This window comes from Flagellimonas nanhaiensis (genome assembly GCF_003382275.1).
Lineage (GTDB): Bacteria > Bacteroidota > Bacteroidia > Flavobacteriales > Flavobacteriaceae > Flagellimonas > Flagellimonas nanhaiensis.
The window spans coordinates 911,162-929,426 of sequence record NZ_QTJX01000001.1 but is presented as its reverse complement, the minus strand read 5'-3'; the positions used below and the strand labels follow the sequence as shown (position 1 = coordinate 929,426).

Sequence of the window (18,265 nt, the reverse complement as noted above, 5' to 3'; positions counted from 1 at the left end):
GCATTGAAAATACTAGACCGGTATATATTATCCAGATTCTTATATAATTTTTTTAGCTCTTTCTTTATCCTGATAGTCATATTCATTTTTCAAGGGATATGGCTGTTCATAGATGATTTGGCAGGTAAGGGTCTTGGAATTGTCATTATTGGGAAGTTCATCTTCTATTTCATACCCACGCTGGTGGATAAAGTATTGCCTTTGACGGTCTTGCTCTCATCCATCTTAACCTTTGGTACATTTGCCGAAAACTATGAATTTGCCGCCATGAAGGCTTCGGGCATATCATTGCAACGGGGCATGCGAAGTCTCATTGTTTTTGTGCTCTTCTTAGGAGTGGTCACCTTCTTCTTTGCCAACAATATCATTCCAAAATCGGAGCAAAAAATGTTCAACCTCCGTAGGAATATTGCCAAGGTTAAGCCGGCGGCAGCAATCACCGAAGGTGTTTTCAGTGATTTTGAAGGAACCGGTCAGGGGATGAACATCAAAGTAGAAAAGAAGTATGGCGAACAAGATCGTTTCCTGGAAAACGTCATCATACACAAAAAGACCAAGCAGAGTGTGAACAACACTGTAATCAAGGCCAAATCAGGGGAATTGATCAGTAGCGAGGATTCAGACATTATTCAACTGGTTTTGAAGGATGGCAATTATTACGAGGAGCTTAAACCTAAGAACGCCAAAGAAAAAAAGAAACACCCGTTTGCCAAGTCAAAATTTGAAACCTATACCATCAATATAGATATCTCCGAACTCAACGAGCAAAATTTGGAGGAAGACCAGAACATCACCACGGATAAAATGAAAAATGTGTTCCGTTTGGTAAAGGATATTGATTCTTTAGGAAAAAACAATGTGGAGAAGGTAGAAGCTTTTTCCAAGAACATTGTGACCAGAATGGGCGGCTTCCCTATTTCCATAGAAAAGGATAGTCTTAAAATAGCTGCGATACCTGGGGTGCCTGTGGACACTTTGATGCAAAAAGATACCATTCTCAGTGTAGAGGATTTGCTTGGCACTTTAAAAGAGTGGCAGGAGATGCAAGTGGTCAGTAATGCCAAAAATTCTGTTACCGGGATCCTGAACACGGTAAAGTCCAAAAAAGACGAGCTTCAAAAAAGATTCAAGTTTTATAATAGCCATATCCTCTCCCTGCATAAAAAGTACGCCCTTGCTTTCTCATGTATTATTCTATTTTTTGTGGGAGCACCGTTAGGGGCCATCATCCGAAAAGGTGGTCTTGGTCTGCCCATGGTAATAGCCATTATCCTATTTTTGAGCTATTATTTTATTGGAGTATTTGCGGGAAACTATGCCAAGGAAGGTAATATTAGTTCGGTTTTGGGCGCGTGGCTTTCTACTTTGATTATGCTGCCAATGGGTATCTCACTTACCAGAAGGGCCACGGCGGACAAGGGTCTAATAGGGATTGGACATATTATTGATGGTATTAAACAGTTTTTTATCAACCTAAGAAAAAAGCTTTCAAAAAAATAAATGGTGACCAAGGATAAGAAAATCAAACTAAACACAATAGAAGAGGCCATCGCCGATATCAAAAAAGGAAAGGTCATCATTGTTGTAGATGATGAAAACCGTGAGAATGAAGGTGATTTTTTAGCGGCTGCCGAATTGGTCACTCCTGAGACCATCAATTTTATGGCCAAGCATGGCAGGGGTCTTATCTGTGCCCCTCTTACTGAAGGTCGTTGTAAAGAACTGGGATTGCATATGATGGTTACCCATAATTCCGATCCTCTGGAGACAGCTTTTACGGTTTCCGTGGACTTGAGGGGAAAAGGGGTCACTACTGGAATTTCAGCTTCAGACCGAGCCAAGACAGTCTTAGCGTTGACAGATGCTGAAACCAAGGCACACGAGTTGGCAAGACCTGGTCATATTTTTCCTTTGATAGCCAAAGAAGGTGGGGTATTGCGACGTACCGGACATACTGAAGCGGCCATTGACTTTGCTAGGTTAGCCGGATTGCAGCCAGCCGGTGTAATCGTTGAGATTATGAACGAGGATGGAAGCATGGCCAGATTACCCGAACTTGCCAAAGTTGCAGAAACATTCGACCTGAAGATTGTTACCATTGAAGACCTGATTGCCTATAGGATGGAGCATGACAGTCTTATTGAGCTCAAAGAAACGTTTGACATCAATACACGTTTTGGCGAATTTAGACTACGTGCTTACAAGCAAACCACCAACGATCAAGTGCACATTGCACTGCTCAAAGGAAAATGGAAAAGTGGAGAGCCAGTTTTGACCCGAATCAATTCAACCTTGGTCAACAATGACATGCTGGGCACCTTGACCAACAATCCAGACAAGGTCCTTATTAGAATGTTCGAAGCATTGAATTCCGAAGAAAAAAGTGCGATGATTTTTATTAACCAAGGAAATCAGTCCATGAACCTTTTGAGCAGATTGTCGGAGTTCAAAAAACTACAGGCACAAGGAATCACCAAAGCGCCAAAAATTGAAATGGATTCCAAAGATTTTGGTATCGGAGCGCAAATTCTTCATGATTTAAACATCTCCAAAATTCGGTTATTGACCAATTCGCAACAAACCCGACGTGTCGGAATGGTGGGCTATGGACTTGAGATTGTGGATTATGTGAACTACTAAACCAGTTCCTGAATTGTACTGACCATTTTCTGGGCACGAAGCTTCATCTCTTCTTTGGACCACCCCAATTTGATCAAACAAGAAATGGTTCTACCCATCCATTTATCCGAAGCCGAAAAATCCGCTTGAGAATAATCAGGTAGGCTGTCGAGGATTTCCTGCGGAAGTTTCCCCAAAGATTTTAACTGGGTCAAATGTTCCCATTTTTTGTAATAATGCCAGTTATTGTTGTACCAATAAAAGCAGCCGTCAATACCATTAGCACCCAATGCTTGATGGGCTTTTTGCGTCAGTTCTTCCGAAGGAAGAAAGAAACTCAAGAACGAATAGTTCTCTTCTCCCCCTTCAGGAACTCTTCTAAATCTTATTTCCGGGATTTCTGACAAGGATTCCCGTAAAATGGTATAGTTTCTTTTTTGAATGGCCAAAAATTCATCCAATCTGGAAAGTTGTGCCAGTCCAACCGCCGCATTGAGCTCAGAAATACGAAAATTATACCCCAAAAACGGATGCGCCTCCGCTCCCCTATCGTTTCCTATATGATCATGACCATGATCTGAATATTTATGGGCATTCTCGTAGTAGGTTTCAGAATTGGTAATTACCGCACCGCCTTCTCCGCAGGTAATGGTCTTTACATAGTCGAAAGAAAAACAACCCAAGTCACCAATACTTCCCAAAGGTTTTCCATGGTAACTTCCTCCAATGGCCTGACAGGCATCTTCCAGCAACAGCAAACCATGCTGGTCACATATTTGCTGAAGGGCATTTAAATCTGCCATAGAACCACACATATGAACCGGCATTACCACTTTGGTTCTTTCAGTGACAGCTTTCTCCACAGCTTTGGGGTCCAACGTCAACGTATCATCAATATCAACCAAAATAGGAATAGCCCCAAGGGCCAAAATGGATTCAAAACTGGCCACAAAGGTAAAAGTGGGCAGAATCACCTCGTCCCCTGCTCCAACCCCGGCACTGGACAAGGCTACCGTTAAGGCCGCCGTTCCACTACTGACTGCATGGGCGTATTGCGATTGCATTCTGGAGGCCAGTGCAACTTCCAGTTCCTTGGTTTTCCAATGGCCGTTTCGCATACCGTCGAATCCATAGCGCATTAGCACTCCAGAATCCAGCACATCTTGTACCTGCTTTTTTTCCTTGTCTCCAAAAAGTTCAAAACCCGGCATACCTTCTTATTTTTCTATTTAAAAGAACCACAACTTTATAGCCATGGCAATCACTGCTACTACCAAAAAAGTCTTGATGAAACCATCACCTTTCTTGACTGAAAATCGGCTAGCCACCCATGCTCCGGAGCCGTTTCCAATGGCCAAAATAAGGCCCATCTTCCAATTGACCTTATCATTGAATGCAAACACGGCCAAAGCAGAAAGCATATAGATAAATACCACGGCCACTTTGGTGGCATTCACACGTACAAGGTTCATGCGATTGTAATAATGCATGAACAGAATCATTAAAAACCCTAGCCCGGCATTAATGAAACCTCCGTAAATCCCAAAAAGGAAAAACACGATGATACTCAACCATAAGTACTTTCCGGTGAGCCGTTCCTCCAACTCCTTTGCCCTCATTTTAGGCTTAAAAATAATAATGAGGACCACGGCAAGCATTACCATGGCCAAAATCCTATTAAAAGTCTCACCTTTAATATCAATGGCTATCCAGGCACCTATTATTGAGCCCAAAAAAGCAGAAATTCCCAAATACACATTAAACGGATAGGTAGAAACTCCTTTACTTTTAAATCCAGCTGTGGCCAGAGCAGTTTGAATGATAATGGCAACTCTGTTGGTGCCGTTGGCTACCGCCGGTGGAAGTCCTAGAAAAATGAGGGTCGGTAAAGAAAGTAAGGACCCTCCTCCCGCAACGGTATTGATGAAACCTACGGCAAATCCTACCGCTACCAAAAGTACATAGTGGTACCATGCATCCATGGGTGCAAAAGTAGTTGGTTAATTGGGATTGCAAGGGTATTGGAAATTAAAGTTTACAAACTTTTATAGAACCAAAAAAGCTTTATATATTTGCACCCGCTTAGGAGGAATGGCAGAGTGGTCGAATGCGGCAGTCTTGAAAACTGTTGAGGGTCACACCTCCGGGGGTTCGAATCCCTCTTCCTCCGCAATCAAGTGTAAAGCTTGAAATAAAAAACCGCAGGGTTCTCTCTTGCGGTTTTTTTCATTTAATGGCATAGGCATTTTCAAAATTTGATAAGAGGGATTTTGTTCCAACCTCCCTCTTTCTCAACAGAAATAACTACAAAGCCCCTAAACCAAGGACTACTATTTTTCCAAGTGCCTAAACCGTCTCTTTTTCAAACAAAACTTCATTTATACATCCATGTAAGCAATACAAGTTTGGATAGCATAAAACCCTTTAATGATTTTGAGGCATCAAATAAAAACCTCCAAATCATAGGTTTATGCCTATCTTGGGGGATATAGATGTATTTAACATCTATACAAACAAGTTGCGAGGCAGTAAAAAACAGACGAAAGCAAATAATGAAACGAACAATTGGTTTTTTAGGTTTGGTACTTTTGACCTTTTCGGCTTGTAATTACAAAGCAAATAAATCGAGTTCCCAGCAACACCAGGAAAGTAAAATGAAAGAATTAAAAATAGAAAGACATTTTGACGTTGAACCTGAGAAGGTTTATAGCGCATTTACAAATCCCAAGGATATGGTTGTCTGGTGGACGCCTGATACTGAATTTGATATTGACCTTCGTGTGGGAGGACAGTATACAATAACCAGAGAAGAGAATGGAACAAAGTTCGTTATGACAGGAAAATATTTAGAAGTTAAACGTCCATACAAACTCAAATATACCTGTGGAATGCCAGACTTCTCACCTGTTATTGATACTATTACAGTTGAAATTCAAGCTGACACAAAAGGTGGCTGCCAATTGACATTTATTCAAGTAGGCGAAGGCATTCATGAAGAATTAAAACAACTTCCTGAAGGAACTGTTTCTGAAACTGAAAAAGGTTGGAACTACGGGTTTGAATTAATGGAAAAATCTTGGAAAGAAAACAAATAGTAAAAGCCAGCCGTACAACAAGGCACACAATTAACTAACCTGATAAGCTGGTCTGGAGGGTAGCGGTTTGAAAGATTTGTGAGCAGAAATTCGTTACTACCTATACACGTGACCCACAAAGTAAAACAAACGAGATAAGACATTGAGAAAGTTCATTTTTGAAAAAAGAAAGTACGGTTTTGAACTACTGATGGATTTGCACACGTTTGAGAACAATCCAAACGTTTTTTTTGATCCTAATCCACATACGTGCGACTTTTTTGAAATCATGATCTTCCAAAATGCTTCCGGGACCATAGATTTAAACGGGCAGTTATTGGAAGTAACTGAGAACAGTTTTTTTTTCATCTGCCCTTTTCAAAAGAAATCATGTAAGATTCCTCTAGATGGCGTCAAAGGTTTTCATCTTGTATTTCAGAACGATTTCCTATCTGATTTCTTTGATGACAAAATGTTCGCTTATCGAATGCAATATTTTTACAACTCGCAACAACCACAATACTTACGATTAAAAAGTGAAGATTACCAGATTGTTCAATCCGTTTTAAATGAGATAATATCCGAAATAAATAATTATCAAAATGATAGTTCCCACATCATACGCTCGCTTTTGTATTTCTCCTTATCAAAACTCAATCGGCTGTATTCAAAATTCTATAACATCTCACCAGACACACAATCCAATTCAAGGGTTCACAAATTCAAAGAACTACTTGAATTGAACATCCGAACAGTACATGCTGTAAATGACTATTGCGATTTACTACAGACAGACCGGCATAAACTAAATAGGTTGGTAAAGGCCCATACTGGGCACACCGCAAAACAAATAATCAACAACAGACTATTGCAAGAAGTCAAGACGGAGCTTCGCTACTCCAATAAGACCATAGCGGAAATAGCACACGAGTTGAATTTCAGTGAACCCAACAATTTGACCAGATTTTTTAGAAAAATGGAAGGCACTAGTCCGGCCACATACCTAAAGAACGCTCAAAATGATAGTATTCAGTAGTAAAATGATATAGTGTCATTGCCGAAGAGCGCGGATATTTGGAAATAAAAAATCATGACAAAAATTCTTTCCGCAGCCATCGCAATATGTAGCCTTCAACTTGCCCTTGGACAAAACCCATCTGTAAAAGTTGATATGCTTGATTCCAATTGGATTGTACCAAAAGATGCTCTTTTTGAAAATTTTGACAATAGGAAAACGCTACTTTTAAAAGGTGGAAGAGCTACAGTAAAAAATCTACAGCTTACCAACGGGACGATTGAAGTGGATATATATGCCAATTCCGTTAGAAGTTTTGCCGGCATCACCTTTAGAAAACAACATGACACTATGGAAGAAGTGTATCTGAGAATGCACAAATCCAGTCAGGTAGACGCCGTTCAGTATACCCCTATCTTCAATAATGAATCCAACTGGCAGTTATTTCGTGAATACCAAGCACAGCTTACTTTTAAAAATGAAGGGTGGAATACCCTCAGAATTGAAGTTAAAAATAATAGTGCCGAGGTTTTCGTGAATAATCAGAAGGCAATAACTGTTGATAACTTAAGAACAGGACATGACATAGGAGAAATTGGACTTTTTGCTTTATTCTCCAACAGGTTTTCCAACTTTAGGGTTACACCCAAGGATGTTGTGGATAAGATAGAATCAAATAGCAAATCTGTGGCCGATCCATCCACCATTACAAAATGGGAAATCACCAAATCCGCCCTCTATGATGCAGAAGAACTAGATTTCGAGAAGTTTTCAAACGAGGAATACATGACAGTTGAAACTGAAGCATCGGGACTCCTACCAATTTCCAAATATGTCAAAAAATCCTCTTCCGGTAACTTTGAACAAAATGCAGAGGACTATATTGTGGCCTCTACCAGCATACACATAGCCAAAGACGAAACTAGACTTTTTTCATTTGACTACAGTGATAAAATAATCGTTTACCTAAATGGTAAGATATATTTTGAGGGGAACAATTCCTTTAGGGCAAAGGGAGTGCAGTACATGGGACATGTGGGTATTAACACCAACAAATTACACCTGCCACTCAAAAAAGGGATCAACAAAATACACTGCGTGGTTATTGACAAAGCAAACGGCTGGGGGCTAATGGCCAAACTAGAATAGTACGCACGCTTTTTCTGGAGAAAAATATTCTCCCGTCTGGGTTAAAATTGAGCAATTTGAATCCTGATTTCGTATTGCCCAATATCGCCTTATGGACTATTCTTTGGATATCGTACAATTCGTATCATTCCCATTGATTTATGGTATAAAAAGCGTTAATTTTAATGTGCGGACAACTCAAAATTTTTACTCTTTTTGATTTAATGATAACTGACTGGTGTTCAAAATCTTGAAATACCTTGAAGTTTTGATTGGGTTGCGTTGCAAAAGCTTGTACTGAATAAAATCTCAATCACAATGAATAAAAAAATCAGCCTGTTGTTTCTTGCTCTCATTCTGCTTTATGGGTGCAATCAGAAAAAATCCGAACTAAGTGTTTCCTCTCCAAACCAAACCAATCAGATTGTCTTTGGTCTAACGGAGGAAGGTCGACCTTTTTACAAGGTATTGCACAACAATAACATAGTTATTGACACCTCATATCTGGGGTTCGAGTTTAAAAATCATACCCCCTTAAAATCCAATCTTGGTATTGTGGGTTCCAATACGGCATCATACAATGAAACATGGCAAATGCCCTGGGGGGAACAGCTTAATGTAGAGAATCATTACAAAGAACTCGTTGTGCAATTGGAAGAACAAACCGAGTCTCGACGTAAAATCAATATCCACTTTAGAGCTTTTGATGATGGTATTGGGTTCCGTTATGAGTTTCCAAAACAAGAGGGCATGGAGGAATTGACCATTACTGATGAGCATACGGAATTTGCACTTACCGGAGATCACAAAGTTTGGTGGATTCCAGGTGACTGGGATATTTATGAGCATTTGTATTCGGAAAGCTCGCTTACCAAAATCGATGCCCTCTCCAAAAGAGACCACCCCAATCTTAGTGCTACCTATATTCCAGAAAATGCGGTGAACACTCCGGTAACCATGAAAACCGATGACGGACTATATCTTAGTTTTCATGAAGCGGACCTGACAGATTATTCTGGAATGACCCTAAAGGTGGATGCGGATAACCTGACCATGGTCAGTGAATTGGTAGGTTCTGACAATTTGGAAGCCAAAGCCAAGATCAGTTTGCCATTTAAAACGCCTTGGCGTACAATTCAAATAGCGGAAAAAGCCGGTGATCTTATTGAATCAAAACTGATTGTAAACCTTAATGAGCCTAATAAACTAGGTGATATTTCCGATTATTTCACCCCAAGGAAATATGTGGGTATTTGGTGGGAGATGCACTTGGGCGTGGCCACTTGGGATTACGAAGCCACCCAGGATATGTCCACCTACACCGAGGGGAGCGCCACATCAAGAAAACATGGGGCCACTACTGAAAATGCCAAAAGATATATCGACTTCGCTGCAGAAAATGACATGAAAGGATTGTTGGTGGAAGGGTGGAACACTGGCTGGAACCAATGGCTCAGTGGAGATCGGGAAGGGATTTTTGATTTTATGACCCCCTACCCCGATTACAATTTTGATGAAGTACTGAATTACGCCAAGGAAAAGGGAGTAGAGCTCATCATGCACCATGAAACCTCCGCCGCACCTAGAACCTATGAAAAGCAAATGGACGAAGCCTTCAACTTTATGAAGGAAAATGGAATTAATTCGGTAAAGACGGGATACGTGGGTGAGATTATTCCCGATGGGGAATACCACCACGGACAGTGGATGGTGAAACATTATCATAAGGTATTGGAAGAGGCTGCCAAGAAAAAAATTGCCGTAAATGCCCATGAACCCATCAAAGCAACGGGCAAGCGAAGAACCTATCCCAATGCCATTGCAAGAGAGGGGTTACGAGGTCAGGAATTCAATGCTTGGTCCATTGAAGGAAATCCTCCAAACCATCTGCCTACGGTAGCATTTACCAGAATGTTGAGTGGACCTATAGATTTTACTCCCGGGGCATTCAATATCACCTTCGACGACATTCCAAATAAAAGCGGAAATAGAATCAATACCACCCTGGCGCACCAATTGGCTTTGTATGTGGTCATTTATAGCCCATTGCAAATGGCCTGTGACCTTCCCCAACACTACATGAAAGATGGTAAAATTCATCCCATGTTCCAGTTCATCAAAGATGTTGGGGTAGATTGGCAACAAACCAAGGTTCTGGATGGCGAAGTGGGCGAATTTGTCACTATTGCTCGTCAAGAGCGAAATACCGGCAACTGGTTTATTGGAGGCATCACCGATGAGAATTCAATAAATCAAACCATAGATTTTAGTTTCCTTGATGAAGGAAAAGCCTACAACGCCACTATTTACAGAGATGGTGAAAATGCGGATTGGGAAAATAATCCCATGGATTATATAATTGAAGAAATGAAGCTGACCAACTCTGATTCACTCAACATAAAATTAGCTCCTGGAGGTGGGTTTGCCATTAGCCTTCATGAAGCAAAGTGACTCGATAAAATAAACCTAAGGCACCTGTTCCCATGACTTTTTATGGTACGATCGACCCGAAGTCCGAGGACAGGTGCTTCTTACAAATATGCCTTTTCACTTCTGGGCCTTAGACCATCTCAAAGAGCTCTGCCATAGGTTTACGCACTTTTTTTCTAAACTGGGTATGATCATCATTGGACCTATAACCTACGGGCACAATTACGCAAGCATTCAATCCCTTTTGCCCCAATCCTAAGATTTCATTGTATTTTTCTGATTCAAACCCCTCAATTGGGCATGCATCTATTTTGAGCTCGGCGCATGCAGTCAAGAGGTTGGACATAGCCAAATAAGTTTGCTTCTGAGACCAGCTTTGCCATTCATCATCATTTTTACTGCCCAAGCTTTGTTTAATGAGATTTTGATATCCCTCCAACTTTTCCATAGGGGTTTGCTGAATATCCGAAACGGCCTTTATGTAGTCGTCCACATGTTTGTCATTCCGTTCTGAATAGTTGCAAAACACAAAAAGGTGTGAAGCATCCGTAATTTGTGATTGGTCCCAGGAAACCGTCCTGAGCTTCTCCTTTAGTTTCTCCTCAGAAATTATAAGCACCTTGTACAATTGAAGTCCGTAGGATGACACCGCCAACTGAATGGCTTCTTTTAATTTTTCAAGGTCTTCATCATTAACTTTTTTTCCAAAATCAAACTTTTTGGTGGCATAGCGCCATTTTAAATTTTCAAGTAACTCCATCTCAATGTTTTTAAATTATTCTTTAAGGTTATTTTTTGTTGATCAATAAAATACCAATGGTCATTGCAGTTACGCCCAGTATTCTTTTGAATTCAAAAGGTTCTTTGGGCAGGCCAAACCATCCAAAGTGACCGGCAACGGTTGAAAAAACCAATTGTCCGAAAAGTCCAAGAGAAATCATGGTGGATATGCCCAGTCTTGGAATTGTATGATAGTAAAGTGATATTCCCAGCACACTAAAAAAAGCTCCAGAGAACCAGAGGTAGATAGGTACACTCTTGAACAAACTTATGTCCACCCCTCCTTTTAGGCTTGATGCCACTATTACCAAAGCAAATAACGAACTAAAGACAAAGGCAACTAAAGTGGCAAGGACTGGACTTTTTAGATGCATTCCCAGTTGGGCATTAAGGCCTCCTTGCATGGCAAGAAAAACACCTCCTATTACGGCCAAAAAAATATTGATTCCCTGATTCATTTTTGATTCTATTAATCATGGACAAAGCTAGGAGCAAGGAACCAGAAAAAAATTAAGGTATCTTAAGTAATTGAGATCAAATCTTCTACAACATCCAATTTGTGAAGCACTTGGACAGAAATACAAGTGGCCCTCAACTCATCCCTTAAATATTCCTTGGTCTCGGGCAACTTTTGATTTGCTTCGGAAAGAATTTGTGGGTTTGGCCAAAGGGCATAGGCTATAAAAGTACCATTCTCATCGGAGTGCAATCTTGATCCCATGCTTCCGGAAAATTCCAGATAGGCCCCGGTAAGCTTTTTCCAGGCCATCTTGAACTCCTCCACACGACCTTTTTTTACATCAAACTTATAAATGATAGCATGCATAGTGATTGTTTCTATTTGCTATTTTGAAATCTTACAATGAATAACTTTCCAAGGTGCCAAAAACCTTGAATCCCAATTTGGTATATATCCTCTCCCCTGCCTTTGATGCAACCAAATAGATTCTCGGGCTATTATTTATTTTGGCCTGTCTCATCAAAAATAGGGTCATCTTTTTGCCTAATCCAAATCCCCTATACTCGGAAAGTGTCCCGATCATGTGTAATCCAGATATCCCGTTCCTATCCAAAAAATGGATTCCACAACTGGCATAGTCATCTCCGTGCTTTCCCAAAAAAAGTGAGAATGATGGATGGCCGTATAATGAGGACACCGTGGCTTCCATGACCTCACAGCCAAATGATCTAGATGCTACTCTTGCAAAGACTTTGGATTTTTCAACGGAATCTACGGGAACAATCCCAAAGTCTTCTGAGTTGCCGTTCCAGCCATCCACATCTTCAAATGCCATTGCATTGATTGAAGAAGTCTTGGTAAACCCTGAATCTTTCAAGCCTTGTTCAGGGATTCCACCCCCATGAACACCAATGGAGTTTGGGAATGTTCCATTTTTGATTCCTTCTTTTAACTTGGTCAAATCCGTTTCTGATGATACTTCAAACACTTTACTGGGCCAAGAATCCCCGCTGGGTTTGGAGAATTTAAAATCTGATTCCCTACCCAGAAAACCACCACTGTCCGCAATCTCTTCCCAAAACCCAAAAAGGTTGTCCACTATCTGCTGATTCATATTAAAAATATTATCAAGGAGAGGACAATTTCCACCTGCCACATGACCACTTCATTTGTCCAACTCCTATTTGAATGGCACAAAGATATTTCTGGAATTTAAGATTGGACTTAAGCTATCTTAAGAAAGTAGCCTATTTTAGGTTCTTTCTCAGGAAACTCAAAAACTCGGGTGTAATACCCAAATAGGAAGCAACCATGTATTGTGGAACCCGTTGCTCAATATCCCTGTATTTTGACCGAAAATCCAAATACCGTTCTTCTGCTGTTCTACTCATAGAATTGAGTGTCCTGTCTTGCAAAGCGGTATAGGCTGATTCGTATTTTATCCTAAAAAAACGTTCTATCTGTGGAACCTTATTGAACAAATCATTTAGGGAATCCCGATGAATCTGCACTACTGTGGTAGGTTCCAAGGCCTGAACAAATTGTTTGGCCGGAGTCTGTGTGAGATAGCTGTACAAATCGTTTACCCACCAGCCTTCTATGCCAAACTGGACAATATGCTCCTTGGCTTCTTCATCCAAATAATAGGCCCTTAGACAACCTCCTGCAATGAATCGCATATGGGAAGACACCTCCCCAGCCTGCAACAACACCTCTTTTTTCACTAGCTGTCGCTCTTGGAAGCTTTCCAATATCTGCTCTTCTTCCAATGGTGTTAAGGTTACTACTTCTTTCAAATGGTTTATGAGCTTTGCCCTCGCTTCCAAGATATCTGGTTTTGAGTTTCAAGGTATAAAAAAAGCGCTGACCAATGTCAACGCTTTCCCTTGTTTGAACGATTTGTAACTAATGGCTATTTTCCAAGCTTCAAGGATGCTCCAACGGCAACCATGGATGTGGTCATATCATAAGACACTTCACTACCAGGAATGGCTCCATAGGGCGGAAAGTTCTGTGCAAACTGTGGATTCAACAGCTGTCCAGAAGTAGCATCTCCACTAGAACCATAATGGTAAAGGGCATCAAGTGTAAACCTGTCGCTTATTTCATAGCTAAACCCAACTTGGAATGCATTCTTTATAATAGCTGTAGCTGGAACATTGAAAAAGGCCACATCACTGTTAATTGGATTTGAACTGTATGTGTATCCCACCCTAATTGGGAATTTATCCACTCCTTTATATTGGATACCTGCGGAAATGATATTGATGTTCTCCCAACCAAACCCTGCTACGGAAGCGGTTTGAGTCCATCCAACCTCAGAAAAACCATCAGTATTCTCATAGTCGACCATTCTATAATCCACAGCCAAATCGATATTTCCTAGAGAATATCCCAATCCAAGCGATAAGATGGCGGGGTAATCCATGTTGAAGTCATTAGTCCCTTCAGAATTATCCAGATAGGTGTTTTCCAGTTCAAAATCTCCAAAATATTGGGTGGTTTTATAGGAAACTCCGGCTTTAAATCCAGCACCAGAATCATAAAAGAGTCCTATCTGTCCTCCAAAACCAATAGCCGAAGCTTGGTCGGCGGTGGGATATCCAGCTTGATTGGGATTGGCCGTTGGGTTAGGTTCCAACTCCAAACTGGCATAATCCAATGTGGGTTGCAATCCTATAGAAAACTTATCCGAAAGCTCATATGCCCATACAAAGCCTACTTGAAGTAGCATATAGTTGGATTCTATCCTGCCAAACCCTCCCATACTTTGGGGCATTGTAATTGGGTTTGTGGTACTCTCTGGGAAGGTAACTCCAAATCCACTGATGCCAAAAGCTGAAACACCAAAGGTGTGTTTGCTATCTGGCTTGCTCCAAACCATGGCAAGTGCTGGCATCGGCGATAGCCCACGGTCATCTTCGGTAACCCCACTAAAAAAGTTCCCTGTGGGTTGACCATCACCACCAAATTCTGGAACCGTTGAACTTAGTTCAGGTGATGAAAAGAAAAGTCCAACATCCAGCTTTATGATATTATCGTCAAAGGCAGATATTGTTGCTGGGTTCCAATGGAGTGCACCGGAAATATCCAAAGGCTGCGCTGTTGCGGCCCCACCCATGGACATGTTAACGGAACCTACTCCTTGCATAATGTGTCCGGCTTGGGAGAACATAGCAGCAGAAAAAAATAAAGTACAGATTGTAAAGAAATAATTTTTCATACGCTTGAGTTTTGCGCAACGAAGATTCTACACAAAAAGCATCACGTCAAGAACCTATGAATCGTTGCTAAGTTGATTTTCAATACAAACCTAAGCACAACAAAATCAATTATTTATGACAATTGTCATGGCGCAAAAACCCTTTATACAAGGGTGCTTAGCGTTATACTCGATTGAAACTCAATTTTGTTTTGTGACACATGACGATTCAATGCCTTAAAAGCCTGATTTCTGTCATACCATACATTGGTTTGGGTCCATACCTTCTGTAACCAAAACTGGAAGGGTTATGTCCAAAGTTTACTGGAGTTCAATATTGTCAATAATAATTATCACCTTTCTTCTGGCTCTTGGCTGTCAATCCCAGAACTATCCACCATATGAATATCAACAACCCAAATTCATTGATGATGGTTTGACAACTGGTAATTTAGGGGACGTTGGATTAGATACTATTCTGATATCAAAAGGAGTGGAAAAAATCCGCCGTGGTAAGTTCAACGAAATCCACGCCCTGTTAATCTATATAAATAATAAGTTGGTGTTGGAAGAATACTTTGATGGCCACACCTATCAATGGGATCAACCTAATCATCATGGTGAATTGATAAAATGGGACAGGGATATGCCACATACAATTATGTCCAATACCAAAAGTATAACTTCTGCTTGCGTTGGAATAGCCATAGAAAAAGGTTTTATAGATTCGGTAGATCAATCCATTTTTGATTATTTACCGAATCATGCCCATTTAAAAACCGATGACAAGGAACATATAACCATTGAACATTTGCTCACCATGACCTCCGGACTGGAGTGGAACGAGTGGATGGAACCCTACAGCAGCCCAGAAAACCCGATTATTGGCATTTGGTATGCCGAAACTGACCCTGTCTCATTTATTCTGCAAGGGAGATTGATCCAAAGCCCAGGCACCTATTTTTCGTATTACGGGGGTAGTCAAATTATTTTAGGGGAAATCATCAAAAATGCCACAGGCATGCCCATTGACTCCTTCTCACAAAAATATTTGTTCGATCCCTTACAAATTGAAAATGCCACATGGTCTGCAAGATTCAAAAATGGAGTTATTGAAGCAGCTGGAGGTCTAATGTTGAAGCCCAGGGATATGGTAAAGGTGGGTGCTACCTTTTTGAACGACGGAAAATGGAAAGGAAATCAAATCGTATCATCGCAATGGGTAGATAAAAGTACTCATCCCTACAAAAACAATTTAGGTATTAGGATACCAGGCGAAAGTTCCGGAAAAAAGGGATACTCCTATTCTTGGTGGATTAATGAATTGGACTTTAATGGCCAGAACATATCTGCCTTTCATGCCGAGGGTTGGGGAGGGCAAAAAATAATTGTAGTTCCCAAACTGGATGCTGTGGTAGTCTTTACAGGTGGTGACTATACCTCAAAAAACCGGAATTTTAAAGTATTGAACAGCTATATTCTGCCTTCTTTTAAATGAATTGGCATTTTCAGCATCCCAATTATGAAGTTATTTTTCAAAAGTTTTTGCGACCAAACCTAAAATCTTCAAAAGGCAAGGATGAAAACAAGAGCAATAACAGATTGGGTATTGAGGATAATTCCTGCAGCCATTCTTATTCAAACGTTATACTTCAAGTTCACCGCAGCACCTGAATCAGTTTATATTTTTGAAACCTTAGGTTTGGAACCTGTTGGGCGAATAGGCATAGGCGTGGCCGAATTGATAACCGCCATACTTCTTTTGATTCCTAAAACCACCTGGTTAGGCAGCCTGTTAGGTATTGGCATTCTCGCTGGGGCCATTTTTTCCCATTTAACTCAACTGGGCATTGTTGTACAAAATGATGGTGGGACACTTTTTATATTGGCTATGGTCACCTTCTTCTTCTGTTTTGTTCTAGCATGGAGAAACCGAAAGCGGATTCCTATTTTAGGCCGAATACTTATTAAATAAGTCGCTTTTTTTGATACGAAAAGAGTTTAGCAAACTTGTTGCTTTTTACAATTTGTTGGTTTTCAGCGGATAAAACGTAAAAAACATCGTTGATTTGCATTTTAGAGAATTTCAATATGTTAAATAGCTAAAATATTTTCGATGAAATGCATTTTTTTATCGCTAAAATTCAAAACCTATGAAAAATTCATAAGTATTTCTCAGAATTCTTCCCTGATATTTGTGATGTATTAACCCCCAAATCCAAATATCATGACACGATCAATTACCTATAGTCTAGCTATTTTAACTTCTCTTCTTTTTATTCAAAATAGCTTTGCCCAAAAGCCAAACCCCATGAAGTTTGAAACCATGGAGGAACTTAAAGCCAATGATCTCATGGAAGGTAGTCTTTCTACCATCGATGGTTATGTTCCTAACATGTCTGTGACAGAAGATGGCAACACTGCATATTTCAGCAAAACCTCACACCAAAAGCCGCTATACGGTGTATTCTCCAAAAAAGAAGCTGTGCATGAAATCTATAGAGCTGAAAAGATAAACGGGGAATGGAAAAATATTACCAAATTGGAAGTTTGCCCAAAATATGCCTCTGCCAAGCACCCTACAATTTCAGAGGATGGAAAAAGATTGTTCTTTGCGTCCAACATGCGAGGGAGCTATGGGAAATATGATATTTATGTAGCTGACATCAAGTCCGATGGGTCTCTTGGGGTTTCTAAAAATCTAGGCCCAAAAGTGAACACCAAAGAAGATGAGCTATATCCCAATTTGTACAATGGTACCTTGTTGTTCTTTGCTTCTGAAGGACGGGACGGCTATGGTGGATTGGATCTATACGCCACACAAGTGGCCCACAACACACTTACCACCTCTGTAAACCTGGGAAGCCACATCAACAGCAAACGTGATGATTACGCTATCCAATTGACCCCTGAAAAAGGTTTGGGCTATGTTGTCTCCAACAGAGGACAAAACCACACTATTGCTCAGTTCACCGTTGCTTATGGAAAAATGAACCAAGAACGTGAGATGATAGCCGACAATAACGAGAATTTCCAAACTGTAATGAACGATGCTTCGTCTTACGAGTTTGCCAGCACATCTTTTGACGACGAATAAATAAGGAATCGGTCAACTACCTGAGGGTTAATCTGATTTTATTGAATAGCCGAGATTCTAAACACTATTGACCCATGATAAGAAAGACAGGGGGAACTGACAGATTATCATAGATGCGGGTTGTATTATTTCAATCTGACCGATTTCCAGAATAGGATGCTTTACTTAAAGCATCCTATTTTTTTTTGTTTTAAACTCGCCGTAAACCAATCTTAATCAAGTATTTGGGTTTTAAATAGCCAAAAAATTACAAGAATAGAAAAGTGCATTTGAACGAAAAACATTACAAAAAATTCTCTGGGACCAAAAAAAATTCTAATTTGATTCTTGAAATAATGCAAACCCAAATCTTTTTACAATGAAAAAACTACAACACTCAAAAAAGCAAGGACCCCCTAAAACTATCGTGGACTTACTTTTCTGAGACCCTAAAAACCTTTTCTAAACTTTTTTGATCCAA

At 40.4% G+C, this 18,265-nt stretch carries 17 protein-coding genes and 1 tRNA gene; 10 read left to right on the top strand and 8 right to left on the bottom strand.

Going from position 1 to position 18,265, the window contains the following annotated elements:
* Positions 1-3: 3 nt before the first annotated feature.
* Positions 4-1,500 carry an LptF/LptG family permease gene (locus tag DX873_RS04310; protein ID WP_116183271.1) on the top strand — a complete coding sequence of 499 codons (1,497 nt, stop codon included), beginning with the start codon at positions 4-6 and terminating at the stop codon, positions 1,498-1,500.
* On the top strand, positions 1,501-2,640 hold the full coding sequence (gene ribB / locus DX873_RS04305) for a 3,4-dihydroxy-2-butanone-4-phosphate synthase (RefSeq protein ID WP_116183270.1): 1,140 nt from the start codon (positions 1,501-1,503) through the stop codon (positions 2,638-2,640).
* Here the strand turns inward: ribB and DX873_RS04300 are convergent.
* Positions 2,637-3,830: a DegT/DnrJ/EryC1/StrS family aminotransferase gene (locus DX873_RS04300; RefSeq protein WP_116183269.1), complete on the bottom strand. Its 1,194-nt coding sequence runs from the start codon at positions 3,828-3,830 to the stop codon at positions 2,637-2,639. The two genes, ribB and DX873_RS04300, sit on opposite strands and share 4 nt — an antisense overlap.
* Before the next feature lie 18 nt (positions 3,831-3,848).
* Positions 3,849-4,601: a sulfite exporter TauE/SafE family protein gene (locus tag DX873_RS04295; protein ID WP_116183268.1), complete on the bottom strand. Its 753-nt coding sequence runs from the start codon at positions 4,599-4,601 to the stop codon at positions 3,849-3,851.
* A gap of 103 nt (positions 4,602-4,704) precedes the next feature.
* Between DX873_RS04295 and DX873_RS04290 the strand changes: the two genes are divergently transcribed.
* The 5 genes from DX873_RS04290 (at position 4,705) to DX873_RS04270 (ending at position 10,287) form a co-directional block, all read left to right on the top strand.
* Positions 4,705-4,789: transfer RNA gene (locus DX873_RS04290), tRNA-Ser, on the top strand.
* Positions 4,790-5,171: 382 nt separating this feature from the next.
* Positions 5,172-5,714, top strand: coding sequence for an SRPBCC family protein (locus DX873_RS04285; protein WP_181899433.1), 543 nt, complete (start codon positions 5,172-5,174; stop codon positions 5,712-5,714).
* 142 nt (positions 5,715-5,856) lie between these two features.
* The gene (locus DX873_RS04280; RefSeq protein WP_232520854.1) at positions 5,857-6,729 is read left to right on the top strand and encodes an AraC family transcriptional regulator; all 873 of its coding nucleotides are present in this window, start codon (positions 5,857-5,859) and stop codon (positions 6,727-6,729) included.
* Positions 6,730-6,783: 54 nt separating this feature from the next.
* The gene (locus tag DX873_RS04275) at positions 6,784-7,857 is read left to right on the top strand and encodes a 3-keto-alpha-glucoside-1,2-lyase-like domain-containing protein (RefSeq protein ID WP_116183265.1); all 1,074 of its coding nucleotides are present in this window, start codon (positions 6,784-6,786) and stop codon (positions 7,855-7,857) included.
* A gap of 297 nt (positions 7,858-8,154) precedes the next feature.
* Positions 8,155-10,287: a glycoside hydrolase family 97 protein gene (locus tag DX873_RS04270; RefSeq protein ID WP_116183811.1), complete on the top strand. Its 2,133-nt coding sequence runs from the start codon at positions 8,155-8,157 to the stop codon at positions 10,285-10,287.
* A gap of 109 nt (positions 10,288-10,396) precedes the next feature.
* Here DX873_RS04270 and DX873_RS04265 read toward each other — a convergent pair whose 3' ends face one another.
* The 6 genes from DX873_RS04265 to DX873_RS04240 form a co-directional block, all read right to left on the bottom strand.
* A complete protein-coding gene (locus DX873_RS04265; protein ID WP_116183264.1) occupies positions 10,397-11,026 on the bottom strand; it encodes an NAD(P)H-dependent oxidoreductase in 630 nt (209 codons plus the stop codon).
* A 28-nt stretch (positions 11,027-11,054) separates the two neighbouring features.
* Positions 11,055-11,504: a DMT family transporter gene (locus DX873_RS04260; protein WP_116183263.1), complete on the bottom strand. Its 450-nt coding sequence runs from the start codon at positions 11,502-11,504 to the stop codon at positions 11,055-11,057.
* Positions 11,505-11,566: 62 nt separating this feature from the next.
* Positions 11,567-11,872 carry an antibiotic biosynthesis monooxygenase gene (locus DX873_RS04255; protein ID WP_181899432.1) on the bottom strand — a complete coding sequence of 102 codons (306 nt, stop codon included), beginning with the start codon at positions 11,870-11,872 and terminating at the stop codon, positions 11,567-11,569.
* Positions 11,873-11,903: 31 nt separating this feature from the next.
* Positions 11,904-12,620, bottom strand: coding sequence for a GNAT family N-acetyltransferase (locus DX873_RS04250; RefSeq protein WP_116183262.1), 717 nt, complete (start codon positions 12,618-12,620; stop codon positions 11,904-11,906).
* Positions 12,621-12,753: 133 nt separating this feature from the next.
* Positions 12,754-13,332 carry a Crp/Fnr family transcriptional regulator gene (locus DX873_RS04245; RefSeq protein ID WP_232520853.1) on the bottom strand — a complete coding sequence of 193 codons (579 nt, stop codon included), beginning with the start codon at positions 13,330-13,332 and terminating at the stop codon, positions 12,754-12,756.
* A gap of 86 nt (positions 13,333-13,418) precedes the next feature.
* A complete protein-coding gene (locus DX873_RS04240) occupies positions 13,419-14,729 on the bottom strand; it encodes an OmpP1/FadL family transporter (RefSeq protein WP_116183260.1) in 1,311 nt (436 codons plus the stop codon).
* Positions 14,730-15,018: 289 nt separating this feature from the next.
* On the opposite strand from DX873_RS04240, the gene DX873_RS04235 reads away from it, so the two are divergent.
* From DX873_RS04235 to DX873_RS04225, 3 genes are all read left to right on the top strand, one after another.
* Positions 15,019-16,206, top strand: coding sequence for a serine hydrolase domain-containing protein (locus DX873_RS04235; protein WP_116183259.1), 1,188 nt, complete (start codon positions 15,019-15,021; stop codon positions 16,204-16,206).
* Between the two features lie 81 nt (positions 16,207-16,287).
* A complete protein-coding gene (locus DX873_RS04230) occupies positions 16,288-16,683 on the top strand; it encodes a DoxX family membrane protein (protein WP_116183258.1) in 396 nt (131 codons plus the stop codon).
* Between the two features lie 252 nt (positions 16,684-16,935).
* On the top strand, positions 16,936-17,805 hold the full coding sequence (locus tag DX873_RS04225) for a TolB-like translocation protein (protein WP_116183257.1): 870 nt from the start codon (positions 16,936-16,938) through the stop codon (positions 17,803-17,805).
* Positions 17,806-18,265: the final 460 nt, after the last annotated feature.